Raw genomic sequence first — 16,894 nt, forward strand, 5'->3', positions numbered from 1 at the left:
TTCAGGCCGCTTTGCCGTCGCCGAATTTTTCGATCGACCGCGCCAGCTCAGGATGGCTCAAGGCGAAATCCGCCAGCGGAATGCCGTCGACCGCCGCCTGCCAGGCTTGCTGCACGGCACGCACCCCGGCGCCCGGTCCATCCGGATGGCTGACGATGCCGCCGCCGCACAGATAGAGCAGATCGACTGTCCGGCCGGTCCGTTCATAGGTCTCGGGCGCTTGCCCGCCCCATTGGCCGGAGCCCGCCACAGGCAAGGCGCAATCCTCAGGCGCAAAAATCGGCGTCGTCACCGCCTTGAAGGACTCGACGAAGGACGCGTCCGGCTCCCAGTATTTCGATTGGATGCCGTTGATCTGGAACTGGTCGACGCCGAGCAGCCGCCAGAACTGTTGCCAGACCTTGAAGTTCATACCGAGGCCGGGATGGCGGGTGAGGATGTCCCAGCCGTTGCGATGAGCGTGAAGCACCAGGCTGGAGCGTTTTCTCAAGAAGGCCAGGCCACCGAAACCGACGGAGTTGATGTTGACCACCGCGCAATTTCCGCCGGCCTTGGCCACCAGATCGTGATTGCGCATCATCTCGTCCGGGTCGGCATGCGAGATGCCGAAGGCATACATCACCTTCTTGCCGGTCCTCTGCTCGTGGTCGAGGATCAGCGGCATGATTGCCTTTACCCGCTCCGCCAGCGGCGAATAGGCTGGGCTCATCAGCTTCTCATCGTCCTTGATGAAATCGACACCGGCGGCGATCAGCTCGCCCACCATCGCGGCGGTCTCGGGGGGCCGCAGCCCCAGCGCCGGCTTGACGATGGTGCCGATGATCGGCCGATCCGTGACACCTGTCAGCCTGCGGCTGCCGGCGACGCCGAATTGCGGACCTGGATGCGCGCCGCGGAATTGCTCCGGCAGCTTCATGTCGACAACGCGAATGCCGGTTAGGCCCTTGATCGAATAGGCGCCGCCGATGGCAATGGTCATCAGAGCCGACAGGTCGTGGCCGATGGCATCGAATGGAAAGGCGATGTCGACATCCGCGCGCTTGAACGGCCCGTTACCGGCCTCGGGAATGGAGGGGCGAAGTGCGTCCGGCAGGTGCCGAATGGCCAGGACACGCGCGGCCACCCGGGCTTTCAGTTCCTCGGTCTCGCCGGGCAGCGCGACGAAGGTTCCAGTCGACTGGTCGCTGGCGATCTTGGCTGCCAGCGTCTCGATGCTGCCTGATGTCTCGATGCGGTAGGTGAGCGTGATCATGGTTCGTTGTCTGAGGCCGCAGGGGGTTCGAAAAGAGTTCCTTGATCGTCGGAATCTGGTATAATGAGTACATAAGCTTTGCAAGCAATATCCTGTCTGGCGGCTATGGGCGATCGGGGCGACAGCCATTCCGGGAACAGCTGCGGCAGTGCTAGATAGACACAGGTCAAGGGAGTGATTCGCGACGATGAACCGTTCGGAGCCGATCGTCCGGCGCAAACTTTCCGACGAAGTGTTTTTGCGGCTGAAGCGCCTGATCACCAGCGGAGAATTGACGCCGGGCGACGACATGCCGTCGGAGCGCGAGTTGATGGAGCGCTTCGAGGTCGGCCGTCCCGCGATCCGCGAGGCGATGCAGGCGCTGAGCAATATGGGCCTCGTCGCGATCTCGCATGGGGAACGCGCCAAGGTGCTCCAGCTGACCGCCAAGTCGATCATCAAGCAGGTCGATGGCGCAGCCAAGATCATCCTGTCGTCGTCGAAGGACACGTTGGAACACCTGAAAACGGCGCGCATCTTCTTCGAGCGCGGTATGGTCAGGGAAGCCGCCGAAAACGCCACTGCCGAGGACGTTGAGCAGCTGCGGGCCACAATTGCCGAACAGCGTGGCTTTCGCGGCGATTCCGAAGCCTTCATCTCCGCCGACATGAAGTTTCACACCCAGATCGCGGCGATCTCGGGCAACCCGATCTATATCGCCGTCAGCGAGGCGATGCTCGGTTGGCTGAAGGAATATCACACCGAAATGCTGATCTGGACCGGCAAGGAACAGTTCACGCTGACCGAGCATGAAGAGATCATCGGCCGCATTGAGAAGAAGGATGCCGACGGCGCCGAGAAGGCGATGATCAAGCACCTCGAGCGCTCGCGCGCGCTTTATGTGATGAACTCCGGCAACTGATTTCAGCTGATCCGCGTGATCGCGTAAGGGGTCATCACCAGTTGGCCTCGGCCAAACGCTGAGATGTCGACCGTCACGTCGTCCGCCGTCAGGTTCGCCAGCCACGCCACGGTCTTGCCCGAAGCGGAGCGGCCGGCCAGCGCCAGCACCTTGGTCTCGTCGCTCGTCCTTGCCGCAACATGGGCAAGGCCGGCCAGTTCGCAAAGCCCCTTGATGGCATCGAAGATCGGCCGAGGCGATCCTTCCGCGACGGGTTCGCCGGATGCTGCGAGCACGCCGAAGGGCCCGGCGAAGCCGGACAGCGTGAGCAGTTCCAGCCCGGCCGGCGCGACACGCGCGGCATAGCCGATCGTCCATGCGGCAGCGAACAGGCCGGCATGACGAGGGTCGCGATCGGCCATGGCGATGCGCTGTCCCCCGGGATTGCCCTTGGTCGCGCCGCCATAGGGGTTCTGGCGCATGGCGAGCGTCGACGGACCGATGCGGTAGGGCTTTGCCCCGAAGATCGCCCGCGTCGACGCGGTGATGAAGGGCAGCGCCTCCAGCGACTGCATGACGCTGAGATCGTCGGCAGCGTGCACGATCGGGCACGTGCAGTGGGTGACGAAATCGAGCAGGCCCCCCGGCACGCGCTTGCGGTTGAGCTCGGTGAAATAGCTGAACATGCCGCCACCAAGCCGGATATCGGGAAAGGCGCGCCGCGCCGCGTCATAGACGTCTTCGAGCGGCGGACAGTCCGGCCACGCACTGCCCGGCGGTGTCGACTGCCGGTCAACCGAAGGCGAGACGGCAATGGCCGAAAGCTTCAACCCGGCTTGACGCACCATGTCGGCAACGCCTGACAGCTCGGCATCGAGGTCGCCCGCGCAGGCAACGACGCATTCCAGCGTCGTCTGCACCGGATAGGCGGCGGTGAGCCTTGCATAAGACTGCAATGCTTCGAGACCGTGGCCGCGCGTCGGATCGTAGTGGAAGACAAGTTGCTGCGGGCCGAGCTCGGTCAATGTCGAAAGATTTGCGAGCGCTGCTTCGACCTCATCCGGGTAGATGATCACGCCGAGATCCGGCAGCCTCTGCCCGGTCTCGCCGAGTTCGACGCTGACCGGTTCGGCGGCAGATGCTGCGGCCGGCATTCCCCCCTCGCCGGTGATGCGAAGCCTGACCGTCTGGCTTACAGTTTGGCCGGCCGGCAGCACATAGGGCCAAGGCAGCGCCAGTGGCCGCACATAGGTCTTGTAGGACGCGTCCGACCAGTTACGCTGGTCCTCCATCTCGAAAGTGTCGCCCTCCATCCGGCATTCGGCAGTGATGCCCGGCCGGACCTCATGGGTGATCGCGCGCAAATCCTTGAAAGGCTGCCAGGGATCGATCAACAGCGGCAGTTTCGTCGCCACCACGCTGCCGTCGGTATGCTCGACCGTCACCGCACTGCCGGCGAGGCCGGCGATCGGATGCAGGATGCAGAAACCGCAACGGTTGGTCTCGAAATCGCTTTCAGGGACCGCGCAGACGTCGAACACCAGGTTACCGTTGGCGGAGCCCTTGATCGTAGCGCGAAAGTCTAGCCGGCTTCCGCCCGGCGCTAAGCAAGTTGCGGAGTAGCTGACGGAGAAGCTGTCGGCGTCCTGATCGACGGCAAGGTCCGTCAGCGCCGGTTCATAGGTGCCCCAGTCGCGGTCGCGCACGATGTAGGCGATGGCGCGCAACACTTCGATGCCACCGTAACGGATGGTGCGCAGGTTGCCGTTGACAAAGTCGGCGCTGAGCAGACCGGCATTCAGCCTGACCGGCTCCGCCTCGACGGCATGCGTACCGTAGAGGAGGAAGGCGTCGGCTGTCATGTCAGCAAGCCATCCAGGTGGACAGGTTCGTGGCTCGCGGCGCCCAGATAGGCCGCCTCGACCAGCGCGAATGTCTTGAGGTTGTCGGCGCCCGAGGTCGCCGGCTCGGTTCCCTTTGCCAGGCAGTCGACCCAGTGCTGCTGGATGGCGACGACGCTCTCCTGGATGTTGTGCCATGGGCGCGATGCCCAGGCGAGTACGGGCGGCGAAACGTCGGTGATCTTCGTGCCGCTCCTGCCGGTGACGGTGAGCCGATATCCCTGCGCCAAGCGGATCGTGCCGTCGCTGCCGTCGATCTCGATCAGCGTTTCGGGAAACGGTTCGGTGGCGAGCTTCGTCGCGTAGCTACAGTCGACCACTGACGTCGCCCCGCTCTTGTGGTCCATCAGCATCGTCGCGACATCTTCGCCCGCGATGCCGGGGTTGATGCGCGCGGTTCGCGTCGTGATCGTCGACACGTCGCCCAGTAGAAAACGGGCGATGTCGAGACTGTGGATACCGAGGTCCTCGATGATGAAGCGCTTTCCCTTGGCGAGATAGGGCTGGCCGGAAAACACGTCATAGGCAGAGCGGAAGGAGATGCGCCCGAAGAACGGCGTGCCGATCTCGCCGCTGTCGAGCACGGCACGCACCGCCTGGATCGCCGACTGCCAGCGAAAATTCTCATGCACCATCAGCGGTACGCCGGCTTCCACGCAGGCCCTCACCATCGCCTTGGCGTCGGCAAGCGTCGGCGCGAACGGCTTTTGGCAAATCACCGGCACACGGTGCAGCGCCGCCATCTCGACCAGCGGACGATGGCTGGGAACGGTGGTGGCGATATCGACGAAGTCGAGGCTTTCGCTTGCAAACATCTCTGCCGCGTCGGTGTAGCGCTTCGCAATGCCGAACTGGTCGCCGATGATGCGCAGCCGCTCCGGGTCGCGGTCGCAAATGGCGACCATCGCGGCGCCTTCAATGTCGCGCCAGGCATGCATCTGGTTGATGGCAAAGAAGCCGCAGCCGATGAGCCCTCCCCGCAACTCCGCCATGCTCAGCCTGCCTTTGCCATCTGCATCAGCGTCACCCGGCTCTGCAGCCGGCGCTGCGCTTGGTCGACGACGACGGCGACGATGATGACAAGGCCCTTGATCACCATCTGCCAGAAGGAACTCACGCCCATCATCACCAACCCGTCCGAAAGAATGCCGATGACGAAGGCGCCGACAATGGTGCCGCCGATCGTGCCGCGCCCACCCGACATCGAGGTGCCGCCGAGCACCGCCGCCGCAATGGCGTTGAGCTCGAAACTTTCGCCTGTTGCCGGGTGCGAGGCCATCAGTTCGGACGAGATGATCAGGCCGACGATCGCCGCGCAGAAGCCGGAGAACATGTAGACGAACATTTTCACCATGTTGACACGAACGCCCGAAATTCGCGACGCCCGTTCATTGCCGCCGACGGCGAAGATGTGGCGGCCGAGCGGGGTGTATTTGGCGAGGTAGGCCGCCGCCAGCGCAACGACGATCAGTATCCAGATCGCCACCGGCAGGCCGAGCAGCCGCCCGGCGCCGAGGAAACCAAACCCGGTGGTGCCAAGCTCCGGCTTGCCGACGAGGTTGGGGAAGGTGCGGCCGTCCGACGACAGCAACGCCAGGCCGCGCGCGACATAGAGCACGCCGAGCGTGGCGATGAACGGCGCGACGTTCAGCCTGGTGATCAGCAGTCCGTTGACGGCGCCGATCAATATGCCGACCGCCAGCGTGATCAGCGCGATCTCGACGACGTTGAAATAGACGGTGTAGCCGAATTGCAGGTCGATGCCGTTGAGCACGAGGTAGCCGGCGACCATGCCGCACAGGCCGACGATCGAGCCGACTGAGAGATCGATGCCGCCGGTGATGATGACGAAGGTCATGCCCATGGCGAGGAAGGCGTTCAGCGCCACATGTTTCGACATCAGGATCAGATTGGCTGTCGACAGGAAATTCGGCGCCGCGATCGAGAAGAAGATCAAGACGGCGATCAGCGCGATGAAGGTCCTCGCCTTCATCAGCGTCAGCAGCAGCGAGCCGCTCGAAACGGAGGAGACAGCCGCCTTGGCCGGGATGTCAGTCATGGGTTCTCCGTGTGCGGGGCCGGTCCGTGGCCAAGTGCCGAGGCGGCGACAAGGGCTGCCTCCGTCGCCTCGGCGCGATCGAACATGCCCGTCAGTTTTCCATTGCTCATCACCGCGATGCGATCGGACAGCGCCATCACCTCATCGAGATCCGAGGTGGCGAACAGAATGCCGAGCCCGTCTCGCGACAGTTTGCGCATGGTGCGGAAGACGTCGGCCTTGGCGCCGACATCGATGCCACGGCTCGGCTCGTCCATCAGCAGCACCTTCGGCCCGGTGAGCAGCGCCTTTCCGATCACCACCTTTTGCTGGTTGCCGCCCGACAGCGATGAGACCTCCTGCGCCGGGTCGGCGACCTTGATCGCCAGTTCCCGCACCATCTGCGTCACCGCCTGCTTCTCGTGGCCGCCGCGAATGTGAAACAGGCGGACAAAACGCGACAGGCTGGCCAGTGTCAGATTGCTCGCGACGGACAGGATCGAGACTAGCCCTTCGCGTTGGCGGTCTTCGGGGATCAGCGCCAGCCCGCGCCGGATACGCCGCGTCGTGTCGCGCTCCTTGACCTTTTTGCCGGCGATGAAGATCGCGCCGGTCGCCTGGCCATGGCGGCCCATGATGCAGTCGAACAGCTCGCTCCGCCCGGCGCCCATCAGGCCGTATATGCCGAGTATCTCGCCGGCGCGCAGCGACAGCGAGACGTGATCGACCGCCAGCCCGCCGGTAGCCCGCGGCAGGCAGATGTCCTCGGCGCGGAATATCTCTTCGCCGCGAACATGGCCGTCGGCTTTGGCAAAATCCTTGGCGTCGGAGCCGATCATCTGCCGCACGATCCACCGCGTGTCGACGTTTTTCATCTCCTCCTGGCCGGTGATGTGCCCATCGCGCAGCACGGTGATGTAGTCGCCGATGCGGATCAGTTCTTCCAGCCGGTGCGAGATGTAGACGATCGCCACGCCGCGCGCCTTGAGGTCGGCGATCACCTTGAACAGGATCTCGACTTCCGCCGCACTGAGCGCCGAGGTCGGCTCGTCCATGATCAGGATGCGCGCATCGAGCGAAACCGCCTTGGCGATCTCGACCAGCTGCTGCTGGCCGATGCGCAGATCCTCGACCAGCATGTCGGGCCTTATCCCGGCCTGCAGGCGTTCGAGAAATTGCGCCGCGCGACGCTCCTGCTCCTTGCGGTCGATCTTGCGGAACCGGTTGGTGATCTCGCGCGTGGCGAAGATGTTCTCGGCGACGGTCATATTGCCAAACAGGTTCAGCTCCTGGAACACCATGCCGATGCCGCGGTTCACCGCGTCGCCCGATGACGAGAAGGACACCTCTTCCCCTTCCAGGAGGATCCGGCCGAGCGTCGGCTGTTCGACGCCGGCGATGATCTTCATCAGCGTCGATTTGCCGGCGCCGTTTTCGCCGACCAGCACATTGACCGCGCCCTTGCGCACCTCGAAATTCGCGCGCTTGACCGCGACGGTGCCTGAATACACCTTGGAGACGTCCTCCAGTTTCAGGATGACATCGTGAGCAACCGCAGCGCTCATGGCTTCGGCCAGATTTCTGTCTCCGCCGGCGTCACCAGCGGCAGGTCCTGGCCGCTCTCGAGCGTATAGGCGCCGAGAACCTTGGCGGTCCGACCTTCCAGCGCGTCACGCGGCAGTTTGGCAAGCACGGCCTTGACGGCATAGGCGTTGAACGCCTTGCCCAACTGGGCAAAGTCGATCTGATTGGTAAAATCGTTGAACTGGATGAAATCGAGGCTGTCGCGCAGCGCGGTTCCGCGCATCGCCGGCCCGATCTGGACCCGCGCATCGGCCTTGCCGTCGCCGTCGACATCGACATCCATGGTCGCTGCCCGCGACTGCGTGTTGGCGGCGATGATCTTGCCCTCGACGCGAACCGCGAAGGTCCAGGGCGAATTCGCCTGCTTGTTCGGATTGCCATATTTGGCGCCGGCGGAAGCAGGATCGGTTTTCGCCAGAGCGTGGACTTGCGCAAACGGTCCGGCCTTTTTTTGGAGATATGGCACGACCTTCGCGGCCCAGATCTCCTCGACCATCTTGTCCGGATTGAAGGCGGCGGCGCTGCCGCTGTCCCCCGAGGGCGTCGGCAGGATCTTGCAGGCGGTCAGGCTGATGCCGACTGCAACGACAAGGATCGGCCAGTTCGGCTTGTTGTTCAGCATGATGGTTTGTTGTTCAGCATGGTGGTCGGCACCCACGGAAAATGGCGACGAGGGACGACCCTTGGCTCGCCCCTCGCTATTCATGTCACGCCGGCTCAGTTGGTCAGCGCAAACGTTTCCAGCTTGGCAGCATTGTCACCATTGACCAAGACGCAGTCCATCAGCTGCTTTTCCTTGGCCGGCGACTTCTTGTTCTTGATGAAGTCGTTGGCCTGCTCGACCGCCATCTGCGCCTGCGCATAGGCCGGCTGCAGGACGGTTGCCTTGATGCCGCCCGCGGTGATGGAGTCGCGCACGTCGTTGGATCCGTCGAAGCCAACGACGATGACGTCCTTGCGGTTCGCCGCAACCAGCGCCGCATACGCGCCCATCGCCATGGTGTCGTTGCCGGAGATGACGCCCTTGATATCCGGGTTGGCCTGCAGGATCGATTCCATCTTGGAATAGGCTTCCGTCTGGCTCCAGTTGGCCGATTGCTGGGCGACCATCTTCAAATCCGGATAATCGTCGATGACGTCATGATAGCCCTTCGAGCGAATGCCGGCATTGGTGTCGGATTCCTTGCCGACCAGCTCGACGAAATTGCCCTTCTCGCCCATCAGCTTGACGAACTCCTGCGCGCCGAGCTGGGCGCCCTGGTAGTTGTTGGAGACGATCTGAGCCACGGCGACGCCGGTGGCGTTGATCTCGCGATCGATCAGGAACGACGGCACGCCCGCGTCCTTGGCCTTCTGCACGGCAGCGACAGTGGCGTCGGCGCCGGCATTGTCGAGGATGATCGCCTTGGCGCCGCGACCGATCGCCGTATCGATCAATTCGGATTGCTTGTTGGCGTCGTCATCATGGACGAGCACAAGCGCTTCGTAGCCGAGTTCCTTGGCCTTGGCTTCGGCGCCGACGGCTTCCGCCTTGAAGAACGGATTGTCGTGCGAGGGCGTGATGATGGCAATGAGGTCGGCCGCATAGGCGGGTACCGCCGTGCCAAGCGCCAGCATGCCGGCGAACGCCGCAAGTGTCATTCTGCGTGTGAGTTTCATGATGTCCTCCCGTTTGAAAAATTGCCTTGATAAATCAAGGCCTCTGCATTCGAATTCATCGCGCAACGCGGGCCGCCGATCGGTTCAGGGTGAATGCCGGTGCCGGCTTCCCAAACGATCGCTGCTCCCCCGCCGTCCCTCCACTCGCCCAGGCTTCGTACTTCCCGCGAACCCTTGCCCAAGCCATTAACAGCTAAGCCAACTGGTATGATGAGTCAATCACTAATTGAGGTGACATGTTCCCACTGAGCAAAACATCTGTTCGTCATGGCGGGTGTGTCGAGCCATCGAGGCGCTCCGGCAAGCGCCCGACTCGGCCTGTCTCAGGTAATGCGCCGAATGCTCGCGGCGATCTCTTCCGGCTCGAACACTCGCTTCCAGTCGTCGCGCATCAGCACCGGCTTGCCGAATTCGATCGCCTTGTTGCAGGCATCCGAGAATACGCCCTTGGTCTCGCCGAAAATCACGGCGCCGAGCACGTTCATGTGGCCGAGCAGGAAGTCGAGCGCCGCCTGTTGGTCGACGCCACGCGCGACGACCTCGTCGACGGCTTCCTTCATGACGACAAGCAGTGACGCGCACACCGTCTCCGATAGACCGGGCTCCAGCAGCGCCATCTGTTCGACAGTGACACGGTGCGAGCGCATGACCGGCGCCCAGATGATTTTCGCGACCGCCTCGCCCTTGGCGTAATCCGCTTCCGGTCCCTGCATCAGCGCGCTGACCATATGCTGCTTGGCCTTGACGCCGCCAAAATAGTCCTTCTTGGCCGCCATGTCGGTCTCGTCGTTGAAGATCGGCGGATGACAGGGATGGGTGACGAAATAGGTCAGGTCCGGCCGGTTGGGCAGATGGCCGGCGAAGGGTGCGGCCGCATCGAGCACTATCACCATTGTGCCCGGCGCCAGTTTGCTCTCGATATCAGCCGCCACCTTGCCGATATGCGTGTCGGGAACGGCCAGGATGACGATGTCCGCCCCGTCCAGCGCCGCATCGGCACTGACCGCGTCAAAGCCCAGTCCGGTCTTCAGCCGCTCGCGGCCGGCCTCGCTCACCTCGACATGGCGTACCGTGTAGAGCGATCCGCGAAAATTGGTCGACAGGCGGTAACCCATTTTGCCGCCGGCACCGAGTAGCGCAATCGTCGTCATGTAATCCCTACTCCCGATTCAAACGACGGCCGCGCCGATCGTCACGTTATCAACTGGTATGATCACCTTACCACGAATTGAGGAGTTGAACAGGGCTTTGATGAGCGGCTATGCAGTCGCCGTTTGGCTTCCGTCCGCACGATTTCCGCGGTGGCGGCCGAGAATTCAACCAAGCCAGAGCGCCGTTGCCTTTCCAGACGTTCGATGCCCGCGTTAGAAGCCTCCAGGTCCATTTTTGCGGGGGCTCGGTCGCGAGGTGACGGTGGGGGGCCACCAGCAAGGCGAAGCGCGTCCGCGCGGTCCGGTCGCGTTTTCGGGCCGTGAGTTCTCGCGGCGATTTGGCGAAGGGCTATAGAGAGCGTTTCGCCGGGGTTCCGGCGAGCCAAATCACTTCTAGTCGATCATGCCGACAATTATTTACCGGTAGCTTCCCGGGTCCTTGGCTTTCTCCGCCCGACAGCTGTCCGTGCGTTGCGCCGCCGTGCGGAAAGCGCCTTCATAAAACCTGATGGCTCTCTTGAATTTGGGGGGATTGGGCATCAGGTGTTTATCTTGCACATCGTACAAGATGTATATCGCCGTTATTTTGGATTTTCCGTCTGGAGTCAGCTGCAGCGCCGGGCATCGCGTCGTAACGGCGATGACGTTGGCTGACCATGTTACGACCAATTTCAACTGGGCGTCGGACAGCCCGGCCAGATAGTTGATGTTTTTTTGATAGGCAGGGTCGATGTGTTGTCGATTATCTTTTGCAGACGCAGCGGAAGACAGGACACCTACCACGCCGAGTATAATCAATATGCATTTCAAAAGCTGCCTCCCCCAATGTTACGGCCATCTCGACCACGGCATTGTCCGTCCCCACAAAGCAGGTTGAAACAAGTCAATTTGAAAAGCAATTGGGGTTCGCGACCTTATACGGATCACCGCACCTTCAGAACCCGGTTGCTCGCGGACGCCCTTCTTCAACCAAGTGAAACCGGTAGCGGTCGCGCACGAACTCGTTGAAAAATTGCCCTTTCGAGAAGGCGGCCCGGAACGCCGCATAGGTCTCAGGCTCGACCTCTTCATAGTCGTAGCGGGCTCCGCTTGGAACGAACCAGACCGAGAGGATTTTCGTCGACGGGTCGTAATGGGTGTTGCGGATGGCAGTGGACGGCATGTCGAAAATCCTGCTTCGTCCCAAAATCTTGCTTCGCCCCAGATCCTGCTTCGAAAATGCGTAATGCCGCAACGATGCGGAGGTTCCGTCAGGGAGGCGCATCACAACGCCGAAAATCTTGCCCAGGCGGCGAGGCTTCCTATCTCTCCGTCAGATGGCACAGACGAAATCCAGCACAACAGCGTATGCCAGCCAGGGCGATCTCTTCGGCGCGGCCGACACGCTGCCGGAAGGATTTTCCTACCGGCCGGGCCTGATCACAACGGACGAAGAGGCGGAACTGGTCCGTCACCTCAATGAACTGTCCTTCAAGCCGTTCGATTTCCATGGCCATATTGCCAACCGGCAGGTCGCCGGCTTCGGCTGGCGCTATGACTACGACCGGCGCCAGGTCGTCGAAGCGCCGCCCATCCCGAAATTCCTGCTGCCGCTTCGCGACAAGGTCGCGGATTTTGCCGGCAGGCAGGCCACGGAATTCGCCCAAGTGCTCATCAACGAGTATCCGCCGGGCGCGGGCATAGGTTGGCATCGCGACAAGCCGCATTTCGATCTCGTCGCCGGCGTCTCGCTGCTGGCGCCCTGCAGCTTTCGGCTGCGCCGCAAAAACGGCTCCAAATGGGATCGCGAGACGATCGAGGTCGAACCGAGGTCCCTCTATCTCATGGACGGTCCGGCGCGCCACGAGTGGGAGCACAGCATTCCGCCGGTCGCCGGTCACCGCTACTCCATCACGCTGCGCACTCTTAAATAGGCGATACTCCAAGCCACGCAGCAGCCGCTCTGGAAGGCCGAGCGCAGTTGTGCTTCGATCGCACATGAGCGTGGATCGCAGCAGAGTTTTGGTTACCCGCGTAGCGCCCTTTCTGTGGGCATGCCTGTCCTGCCTGCTGGCTCTGCAGTGGCTCGTCGACCTTGGCATGGTCGGCTTTCCCGACGGATACATAACGCCCTATGCAAGAGCAACGAGCACGCTGTTGCATGTCCTTGTCTGGGCGTGCCTGGCTCAAAGTCTCTACTTCGCTTGCCGAGCCTTGTTTGGCAAACGCTTCGAGCCTGCTCCTCTCTTCCTGCAAATCCTGATCGCCGCCGCACTGACTGTCGTGCCGGCATTCATCGTAAAACACTGTCCGCGGTCTCAGGTATGCAGCAACATCTATGAAGCGCTCACGAATACGATGATGGACGACGGCACCGGCGGATGACGTTGTGTCTCCAGTAACTGACGAGAGTTAGAACTTGGCGTCGCGCCGCGCGGTGGCGGTAAAACCTGGAGGACCCATGCGAAAGATTCTGGCATCGATGCTGCTGTTCGCGGCGGCGCTATCTGCAAACCCCGCTCGGGCGCTGGACAGCACCAGCCCGCCGGTGGTCGTCACGCCGCTTGCCGATCGCACCCAGACGGCGTCCGGCCAGCCGATCGTACTGCCGCAGAAAAATGTCCAGGTGCTGGTTTCGAGCTACGACATCGCGATCGGCGCCACTCTGCCGGTGCACAAGCACCCGTTTGCCCGCTACGCCTATGTGGAGGCCGGGACACTCAAAGTGACGAATGTCGACACCGGCAACAGCAACACCTACAAGACGGGCGATTTCATCATCGAGATGATCGGCCAATGGCACCAGGCCACCAACATCGGCGACGCCCCGGTCAAGCTGCTGGTCATCGACCAGATCGAACAAGGCGCCAAGAACACGGTGCTGCAGAAACAATAGATCTCTCGCTACGGACTAGGCCGGGTTGCCCGGCTGGCCCAAGCAGCGACTGGCTGTTCCGGCTTCCCCACCAACCGAGCCGATGCTAGGGCTGGCCATCATGCAATCATGAAGGATCGCCCCTTGGCCGGAAATGCTCGCCCCCTGATCGAAATCTGCGTCGAAGGCATCGATGGGCTGCTTGCCGCGCAGGCCGCCGGCGCCGACCGGGTCGAGCTCTGCGCCAGCCTGGTCGAAGGCGGCATCACGCCCAGCCTCGGCACGGTGCGCGCCGCACTCGAGAGCGCGACCATTCCCTTCCATGTCATCGTGCGGCCGCGCGGCGGCGATTTCCTCTACAGCGAGGCCGAATACAGCTCGATGCTCGCCGATGTCGCAGCGCTTCGTGACCTCGGCGTCGCCGGTGTCGTCGTCGGTTGCCTCAATGCCGACGGCACCATCGATGAAACCCGCATGGGCGCGCTGGTCGATGCCGCCGGTCCGCTCGCCGTTACCTGCCACCGCGCCTTCGACATGACGCGCGACCCGGCCGAGGCGCTGGAAGCGCTGATCCGCTGCAAGGTCGGCCGCGTGCTGACCAGCGGCCAGAGGGACACCGCGGTGGAAGGCGCCGGCCTGTTGGCGGATCTCGTCCGCCAGGCCGACGGCCGCATCATCATCCTCGGCTGCGGCGCGCTGGACCCCGAAAACATCGCCGGGGTGCTGGCATCAACCGGGCTGACGGAACTGCATTTCGCCGCGCTCAAGGACGTACCGAGCGCCATGGCCTACCGCAACCCGCAAGTCGGCATGGGCGGCGGCGATCTGGACCGCGAATACCGCACCACAGTCACCGATGGGGCGCTGGTTGCCGCGACGATTGCGGCGGCCAGAGCATGATGAGCGAAGCCGTGACTGGGCCGTCGCCGATCAGCCGTGTCTCGCCTCAGGACGAAGCGGCCATTCTCGCACTCAACAACGAGCACGCCGCCGAACTGTCATGGCTCGAGCCCGAACGGCTGTCCTTCCTGCTTGGCGAAGCGTTTTACATCAGGCGCATCGGCACGCTCGAAGCCTTCATCATGACCTTCGACCAGAATGCGGCCTACGACAGCCCGAATTTCCTCTGGTTCCGCGAGCGCTATCCACGCTTCGTCTATGTCGACCGCGTCGTCGTCGCGGCGCAAGCGCGCGGCCGCGGCCATGCCCGCCGGCTCTACGAGGATCTGTTCGGGGAAGTCACCCGCGCGGGCCACAGCATCGTCACCTGCGAGGTGAATGCCGAACCGCCCAATCCGGCTTCGGACGCCTTCCATGCCGCGCTTGGCTTCGGCGAGGTCGGCGAAGCGGCGATCCATGGCGGCCAGAAGACCGTGCGCTACTACCTCAGGCAGATCGCGGGCTGACACATCGCTGGGCGCCACAGGCCCTTGGTGGCCCGCCTGTCACCAATTCCGGTTCAGCCAGGCCCGCGCGGGCTTCTCGACCAGATAGTAGCTGCATAATGCACAGGCGAAGACAGCCGCCAGCATCGGGATCGGTGCACTGCCCTGCTCGGCGACGAATTTGTAGAAGGGCTGTTGCCAGAGATAGAGCGAGTACGACCATAGCCCGATCATCACCATCGGCCTGGATGAAAGCAGGCCGGTAAGATGCCAGTTGCTGGTGTCCAGCGTATTGACGGCAAGCGCCAGCAACGGCACCGCCAGTAGGTAATGGATCGGCGTCGGCACCGGATCGAGGAACAGCAATATAGCCGCCGCCGCCGACACGAGGCTGACATAGGGGCTCTTCAGGAATGCCGGCAGCCGATCATCGTGCTTGAGCAGGCAGATCGATGCCGACAGCAGGATCGAGGCGATATGCACATCGGTGCGCCAATAGCTGTGCTCGTAATCCATGCCGAGTACCCAGTACGAAATGGCGCCATTGGCCATCGCCAGCAGCGACAGCGTCACCAGCAGCCGAACGACATTACCCCGCCCGGTCACCACCACGCTGATCAGCGCCAGGATGATGTAGGCATGCTCTTCCACGCATAGCGACCAGATGTGGTCGAGCGCGCCGGCGCGGGTGATGAGAATTCCGGCATAGTTGTAGGTGAATGTCAGCGCGGTCAGCGCCGCCTTCCATTTGAAGGCGATAAAGGTGCCGGAGAGCCCGATCATGGCTGATGTCACGAACACCAGCAGCGCGGGATAGATGCGCGAAAAGCGGCGCTTGAAGAATTTTTTCAGCGGAAAGCGTTCGATGAACAGTATCTCGCCCATCAGCCGGCCTGAGAGCACGAAGAAGAACTCGACGCCGAGCACGCCGAGATTGATCCCGGGAACGGGGAAGAAATGGCCGATCAGCACCAGTGCGATCGAAAGCCCGCGCCAACCATCGAGATAGGCCAGTCTTGCTCTGGCTGCTTTGTCGGCTGTGGCCCGCGGCAGGGCAACAGACGCTGCGGAGATGTCGGCCATGCCGATCCTCTACGACGCAAGATCTTGGCGCAGCTCACACCGCCGCGCGCAGAATCCACCCCGTGTTCCGCCAAGCTATACATATTGCAGTGCAATATCAGATTGTGCAAGTGCGAGAATGGGGCTGGGCAGTCCCTTGGGAAGTATGCGCCTGTTCTTGCACGGGAATTACCTGAAACAACGGATTTGCGCGTGGCAGCGAACCCGCAAGGACTGGGCAGTTACAGCCCGCCACAGACGAACAAAGGGGCCGCGATGGCCCCTTTCCTTGTCAGTAGCTTTATGATGTCAGGCGTTGGCTGCCGCCACCGCGCGCTTGGCCATCACGGCGATCAAATTGGCACGGTATTCGGCCGAAGCGTGGAGGTCGGTCATCAAATTCTTCGCCGGCACTTTCACGCCGTCGAGCGCCGATGCGGCAAAATTCTTCGCCAGTGCTGCTTCGATCTCCTTCGAGCGGAACACACCGTCATTGCCGGCGCCGGTAACGGCAACGCTGACCCCGTCCTTGCCCTTTGCCACGAACACGCCGACGATCGCATAGCGCGAGGCCGGGTTGCGGAATTTTTCGTAAGCAGCCTTGGCCGGCGCGGTAAAACTCACCGCGGTGATGATCTCGCCTTCTTTCAGCGCCGTTTCGAACAGGCCGGTGAAGAATTTCGCGGCTGAAATCTCGCGCTTGTTGGTGACGATGGTGGCGCCCAGCGCCAAGAGCGCCGCCGGATAATCGGCGGCTGGGTCGTTGTTGGCGACCGAGCCGCCGATCGTGCCCTTGTGGCGCACCGCCGGATCGCCAATCAGCGACGCAAGGTGGGCAAGCGCCGGACAGGCCTTCCGCAGCTTCTCGTCATTGGCGACGTCGTAATGGGTTGTGGCGGCGCCGATGGTGACGGTCTTGCCCGACACCTTGACGCCTTGCAGCTCCTTGATCCGCGACAGGTCGATCAGGTCGGACGGTGCGGCGAGCCGCGTCTTCATCGCCGGGATCAGCGTCATGCCGCCTGACAAAAGCCTGGCGTCGCCGCTCTTCACCAGCTTGGCGGCGTCGGCGACCGAGGCGGCGCGGTGGTAGTTGACTGCGTACATGGGATCCTCCCCTGAAGTGGT

At 62.6% G+C, this 16,894-nt stretch carries 18 protein-coding genes; 6 read left to right on the forward strand and 12 right to left on the reverse strand.

The features are described from left to right. Position 1: 1 nt before the first annotated feature. Positions 2-1,252, reverse strand: coding sequence for a 3-oxo-isoapionate-4-phosphate decarboxylase OiaX (gene oiaX, locus NKJ58_RS09045; RefSeq protein ID WP_023697638.1), 1,251 nt, complete (start codon positions 1,250-1,252; stop codon positions 2-4). Positions 1,253-1,439: 187 nt separating this feature from the next. Here oiaX and NKJ58_RS09050 point away from each other — a divergent pair, with 187 nt between their 5' ends. Then, positions 1,440-2,153: a transcriptional regulator NanR gene (locus NKJ58_RS09050; RefSeq protein WP_023672607.1), complete on the forward strand. Its 714-nt coding sequence runs from the start codon at positions 1,440-1,442 to the stop codon at positions 2,151-2,153. A 2-nt stretch (positions 2,154-2,155) separates the two neighbouring features. On the opposite strand, the gene apnL is transcribed toward NKJ58_RS09050, so the two are convergent. From apnL to NKJ58_RS09095, 9 genes are all read right to left on the reverse strand, one after another. After that, on the reverse strand, positions 2,156-3,994 hold the full coding sequence (gene apnL / locus NKJ58_RS09055; protein ID WP_352853009.1) for a D-apionate lactonase: 1,839 nt from the start codon (positions 3,992-3,994) through the stop codon (positions 2,156-2,158). Further along, positions 3,991-5,025, reverse strand: coding sequence for a Gfo/Idh/MocA family protein (locus NKJ58_RS09060; RefSeq protein ID WP_023681700.1), 1,035 nt, complete (start codon positions 5,023-5,025; stop codon positions 3,991-3,993). The genes apnL and NKJ58_RS09060 overlap by 4 nt, the downstream gene beginning before the upstream one ends. 2 nt (positions 5,026-5,027) lie before the next feature. Further along, a complete protein-coding gene (locus NKJ58_RS09065) occupies positions 5,028-6,092 on the reverse strand; it encodes an ABC transporter permease (RefSeq protein ID WP_023688190.1) in 1,065 nt (354 codons plus the stop codon). Then, positions 6,089-7,636 (reverse strand): sugar ABC transporter ATP-binding protein, encoded by a 1,548-nt coding sequence (locus NKJ58_RS09070; protein WP_352853011.1) that lies wholly within the window; start codon positions 7,634-7,636, stop codon positions 6,089-6,091. Before NKJ58_RS09070 ends, NKJ58_RS09065 begins: the two co-directional genes overlap by 4 nt. Continuing rightward, positions 7,633-8,277: a DUF2291 family protein gene (locus tag NKJ58_RS09075; RefSeq protein WP_352853012.1), complete on the reverse strand. Its 645-nt coding sequence runs from the start codon at positions 8,275-8,277 to the stop codon at positions 7,633-7,635. Before NKJ58_RS09075 ends, NKJ58_RS09070 begins: the two co-directional genes overlap by 4 nt. A 95-nt stretch (positions 8,278-8,372) precedes the next feature. Then, positions 8,373-9,314, reverse strand: coding sequence for a D-ribose ABC transporter substrate-binding protein (locus tag NKJ58_RS09080; protein WP_023681704.1), 942 nt, complete (start codon positions 9,312-9,314; stop codon positions 8,373-8,375). A gap of 323 nt (positions 9,315-9,637) precedes the next feature. After that, on the reverse strand, positions 9,638-10,465 hold the full coding sequence (locus NKJ58_RS09085) for a phosphogluconate dehydrogenase C-terminal domain-containing protein (protein WP_023706030.1): 828 nt from the start codon (positions 10,463-10,465) through the stop codon (positions 9,638-9,640). Positions 10,466-10,882: 417 nt separating this feature from the next. After that, positions 10,883-11,263: a hypothetical protein gene (locus NKJ58_RS09090; protein ID WP_023805419.1), complete on the reverse strand. Its 381-nt coding sequence runs from the start codon at positions 11,261-11,263 to the stop codon at positions 10,883-10,885. 136 nt (positions 11,264-11,399) lie between these two features. Next, the gene (locus tag NKJ58_RS09095) at positions 11,400-11,627 is read right to left on the reverse strand and encodes a KTSC domain-containing protein (protein WP_023691072.1); all 228 of its coding nucleotides are present in this window, start codon (positions 11,625-11,627) and stop codon (positions 11,400-11,402) included. 154 nt (positions 11,628-11,781) lie between these two features. On the opposite strand from NKJ58_RS09095, the gene NKJ58_RS09100 reads away from it, so the two are divergent. From NKJ58_RS09100 to NKJ58_RS09120, 5 genes are all read left to right on the forward strand, one after another. Beyond that, entirely contained in the window at positions 11,782-12,378 is a 597-nt protein-coding gene (locus NKJ58_RS09100; RefSeq protein ID WP_023701700.1) for an alpha-ketoglutarate-dependent dioxygenase AlkB, read from the forward strand. Positions 12,379-12,442: 64 nt separating this feature from the next. After that, positions 12,443-12,829 (forward strand): hypothetical protein, encoded by a 387-nt coding sequence (locus NKJ58_RS09105; RefSeq protein WP_352497809.1) that lies wholly within the window; start codon positions 12,443-12,445, stop codon positions 12,827-12,829. Between the two features lie 76 nt (positions 12,830-12,905). After that, on the forward strand, positions 12,906-13,340 hold the full coding sequence (locus NKJ58_RS09110; RefSeq protein ID WP_352853014.1) for a cupin domain-containing protein: 435 nt from the start codon (positions 12,906-12,908) through the stop codon (positions 13,338-13,340). A 108-nt stretch (positions 13,341-13,448) separates the two neighbouring features. Then, the gene (locus NKJ58_RS09115) at positions 13,449-14,219 is read left to right on the forward strand and encodes a copper homeostasis protein CutC (RefSeq protein ID WP_488377191.1); all 771 of its coding nucleotides are present in this window, start codon (positions 13,449-13,451) and stop codon (positions 14,217-14,219) included. Continuing rightward, positions 14,219-14,725, forward strand: coding sequence for a GNAT family N-acetyltransferase (locus NKJ58_RS09120; protein ID WP_352853030.1), 507 nt, complete (start codon positions 14,219-14,221; stop codon positions 14,723-14,725). The genes NKJ58_RS09115 and NKJ58_RS09120 overlap by 1 nt, the downstream gene beginning before the upstream one ends. A gap of 39 nt (positions 14,726-14,764) precedes the next feature. Here the strand turns inward: NKJ58_RS09120 and NKJ58_RS09125 are convergent, their stop codons facing one another. After that, complete coding sequence (locus NKJ58_RS09125) at positions 14,765-15,787, reverse strand: acyltransferase family protein (RefSeq protein WP_352853016.1); 1,023 nt, start codon at positions 15,785-15,787, stop codon at positions 14,765-14,767. A 288-nt stretch (positions 15,788-16,075) separates the two neighbouring features. After that, complete coding sequence (locus NKJ58_RS09130) at positions 16,076-16,873, reverse strand: FAD binding domain-containing protein (RefSeq protein ID WP_352853017.1); 798 nt, start codon at positions 16,871-16,873, stop codon at positions 16,076-16,078. Positions 16,874-16,894 lie beyond the last annotated feature (21 nt).

Origin of the sequence: Mesorhizobium sp. M0139 (assembly GCF_040322455.1) — a bacterium.
GTDB lineage: Bacteria > Pseudomonadota > Alphaproteobacteria > Rhizobiales > Rhizobiaceae > Mesorhizobium.

Bases quoted from the DNA above. Each gene is read 5' to 3' on its own strand.
- oiaX (WP_023697638.1), bottom strand. From the start codon at position 1,252: ATGATCACGCTCACCTACCGCATCGAGACATCAGGCAGCATCGAGACG.
- NKJ58_RS09050 (WP_023672607.1), top strand. From the start codon at position 1,440: ATGAACCGTTCGGAGCCGATCGTCCGGCGCAAACTTTCCGACGAAGTG.
- apnL (WP_352853009.1), bottom strand. From the start codon at position 3,994: ATGACAGCCGACGCCTTCCTCCTCTACGGTACGCATGCCGTCGAGGCG.
- NKJ58_RS09060 (WP_023681700.1), bottom strand. From the start codon at position 5,025: ATGGCGGAGTTGCGGGGAGGGCTCATCGGCTGCGGCTTCTTTGCCATC.
- NKJ58_RS09065 (WP_023688190.1), bottom strand. From the start codon at position 6,092: ATGACTGACATCCCGGCCAAGGCGGCTGTCTCCTCCGTTTCGAGCGGC.
- NKJ58_RS09070 (WP_352853011.1), bottom strand. From the start codon at position 7,636: ATGAGCGCTGCGGTTGCTCACGATGTCATCCTGAAACTGGAGGACGTC.
- NKJ58_RS09075 (WP_352853012.1), bottom strand. From the start codon at position 8,277: ATGCTGAACAACAAGCCGAACTGGCCGATCCTTGTCGTTGCAGTCGGC.
- NKJ58_RS09080 (WP_023681704.1), bottom strand. From the start codon at position 9,314: ATGAAACTCACACGCAGAATGACACTTGCGGCGTTCGCCGGCATGCTG.
- NKJ58_RS09085 (WP_023706030.1), bottom strand. From the start codon at position 10,465: ATGACGACGATTGCGCTACTCGGTGCCGGCGGCAAAATGGGTTACCGC.
- NKJ58_RS09095 (WP_023691072.1), bottom strand. From the start codon at position 11,627: ATGCCGTCCACTGCCATCCGCAACACCCATTACGACCCGTCGACGAAA.
- NKJ58_RS09100 (WP_023701700.1), top strand. From the start codon at position 11,782: ATGGCACAGACGAAATCCAGCACAACAGCGTATGCCAGCCAGGGCGAT.
- NKJ58_RS09105 (WP_352497809.1), top strand. From the start codon at position 12,443: ATGAGCGTGGATCGCAGCAGAGTTTTGGTTACCCGCGTAGCGCCCTTT.
- NKJ58_RS09110 (WP_352853014.1), top strand. From the start codon at position 12,906: ATGCGAAAGATTCTGGCATCGATGCTGCTGTTCGCGGCGGCGCTATCT.
- NKJ58_RS09115 (WP_488377191.1), top strand. From the start codon at position 13,449: ATGAAGGATCGCCCCTTGGCCGGAAATGCTCGCCCCCTGATCGAAATC.
- NKJ58_RS09120 (WP_352853030.1), top strand. From the start codon at position 14,219: ATGAGCGAAGCCGTGACTGGGCCGTCGCCGATCAGCCGTGTCTCGCCT.
- NKJ58_RS09125 (WP_352853016.1), bottom strand. From the start codon at position 15,787: ATGGCCGACATCTCCGCAGCGTCTGTTGCCCTGCCGCGGGCCACAGCC.
- NKJ58_RS09130 (WP_352853017.1), bottom strand. From the start codon at position 16,873: ATGTACGCAGTCAACTACCACCGCGCCGCCTCGGTCGCCGACGCCGCC.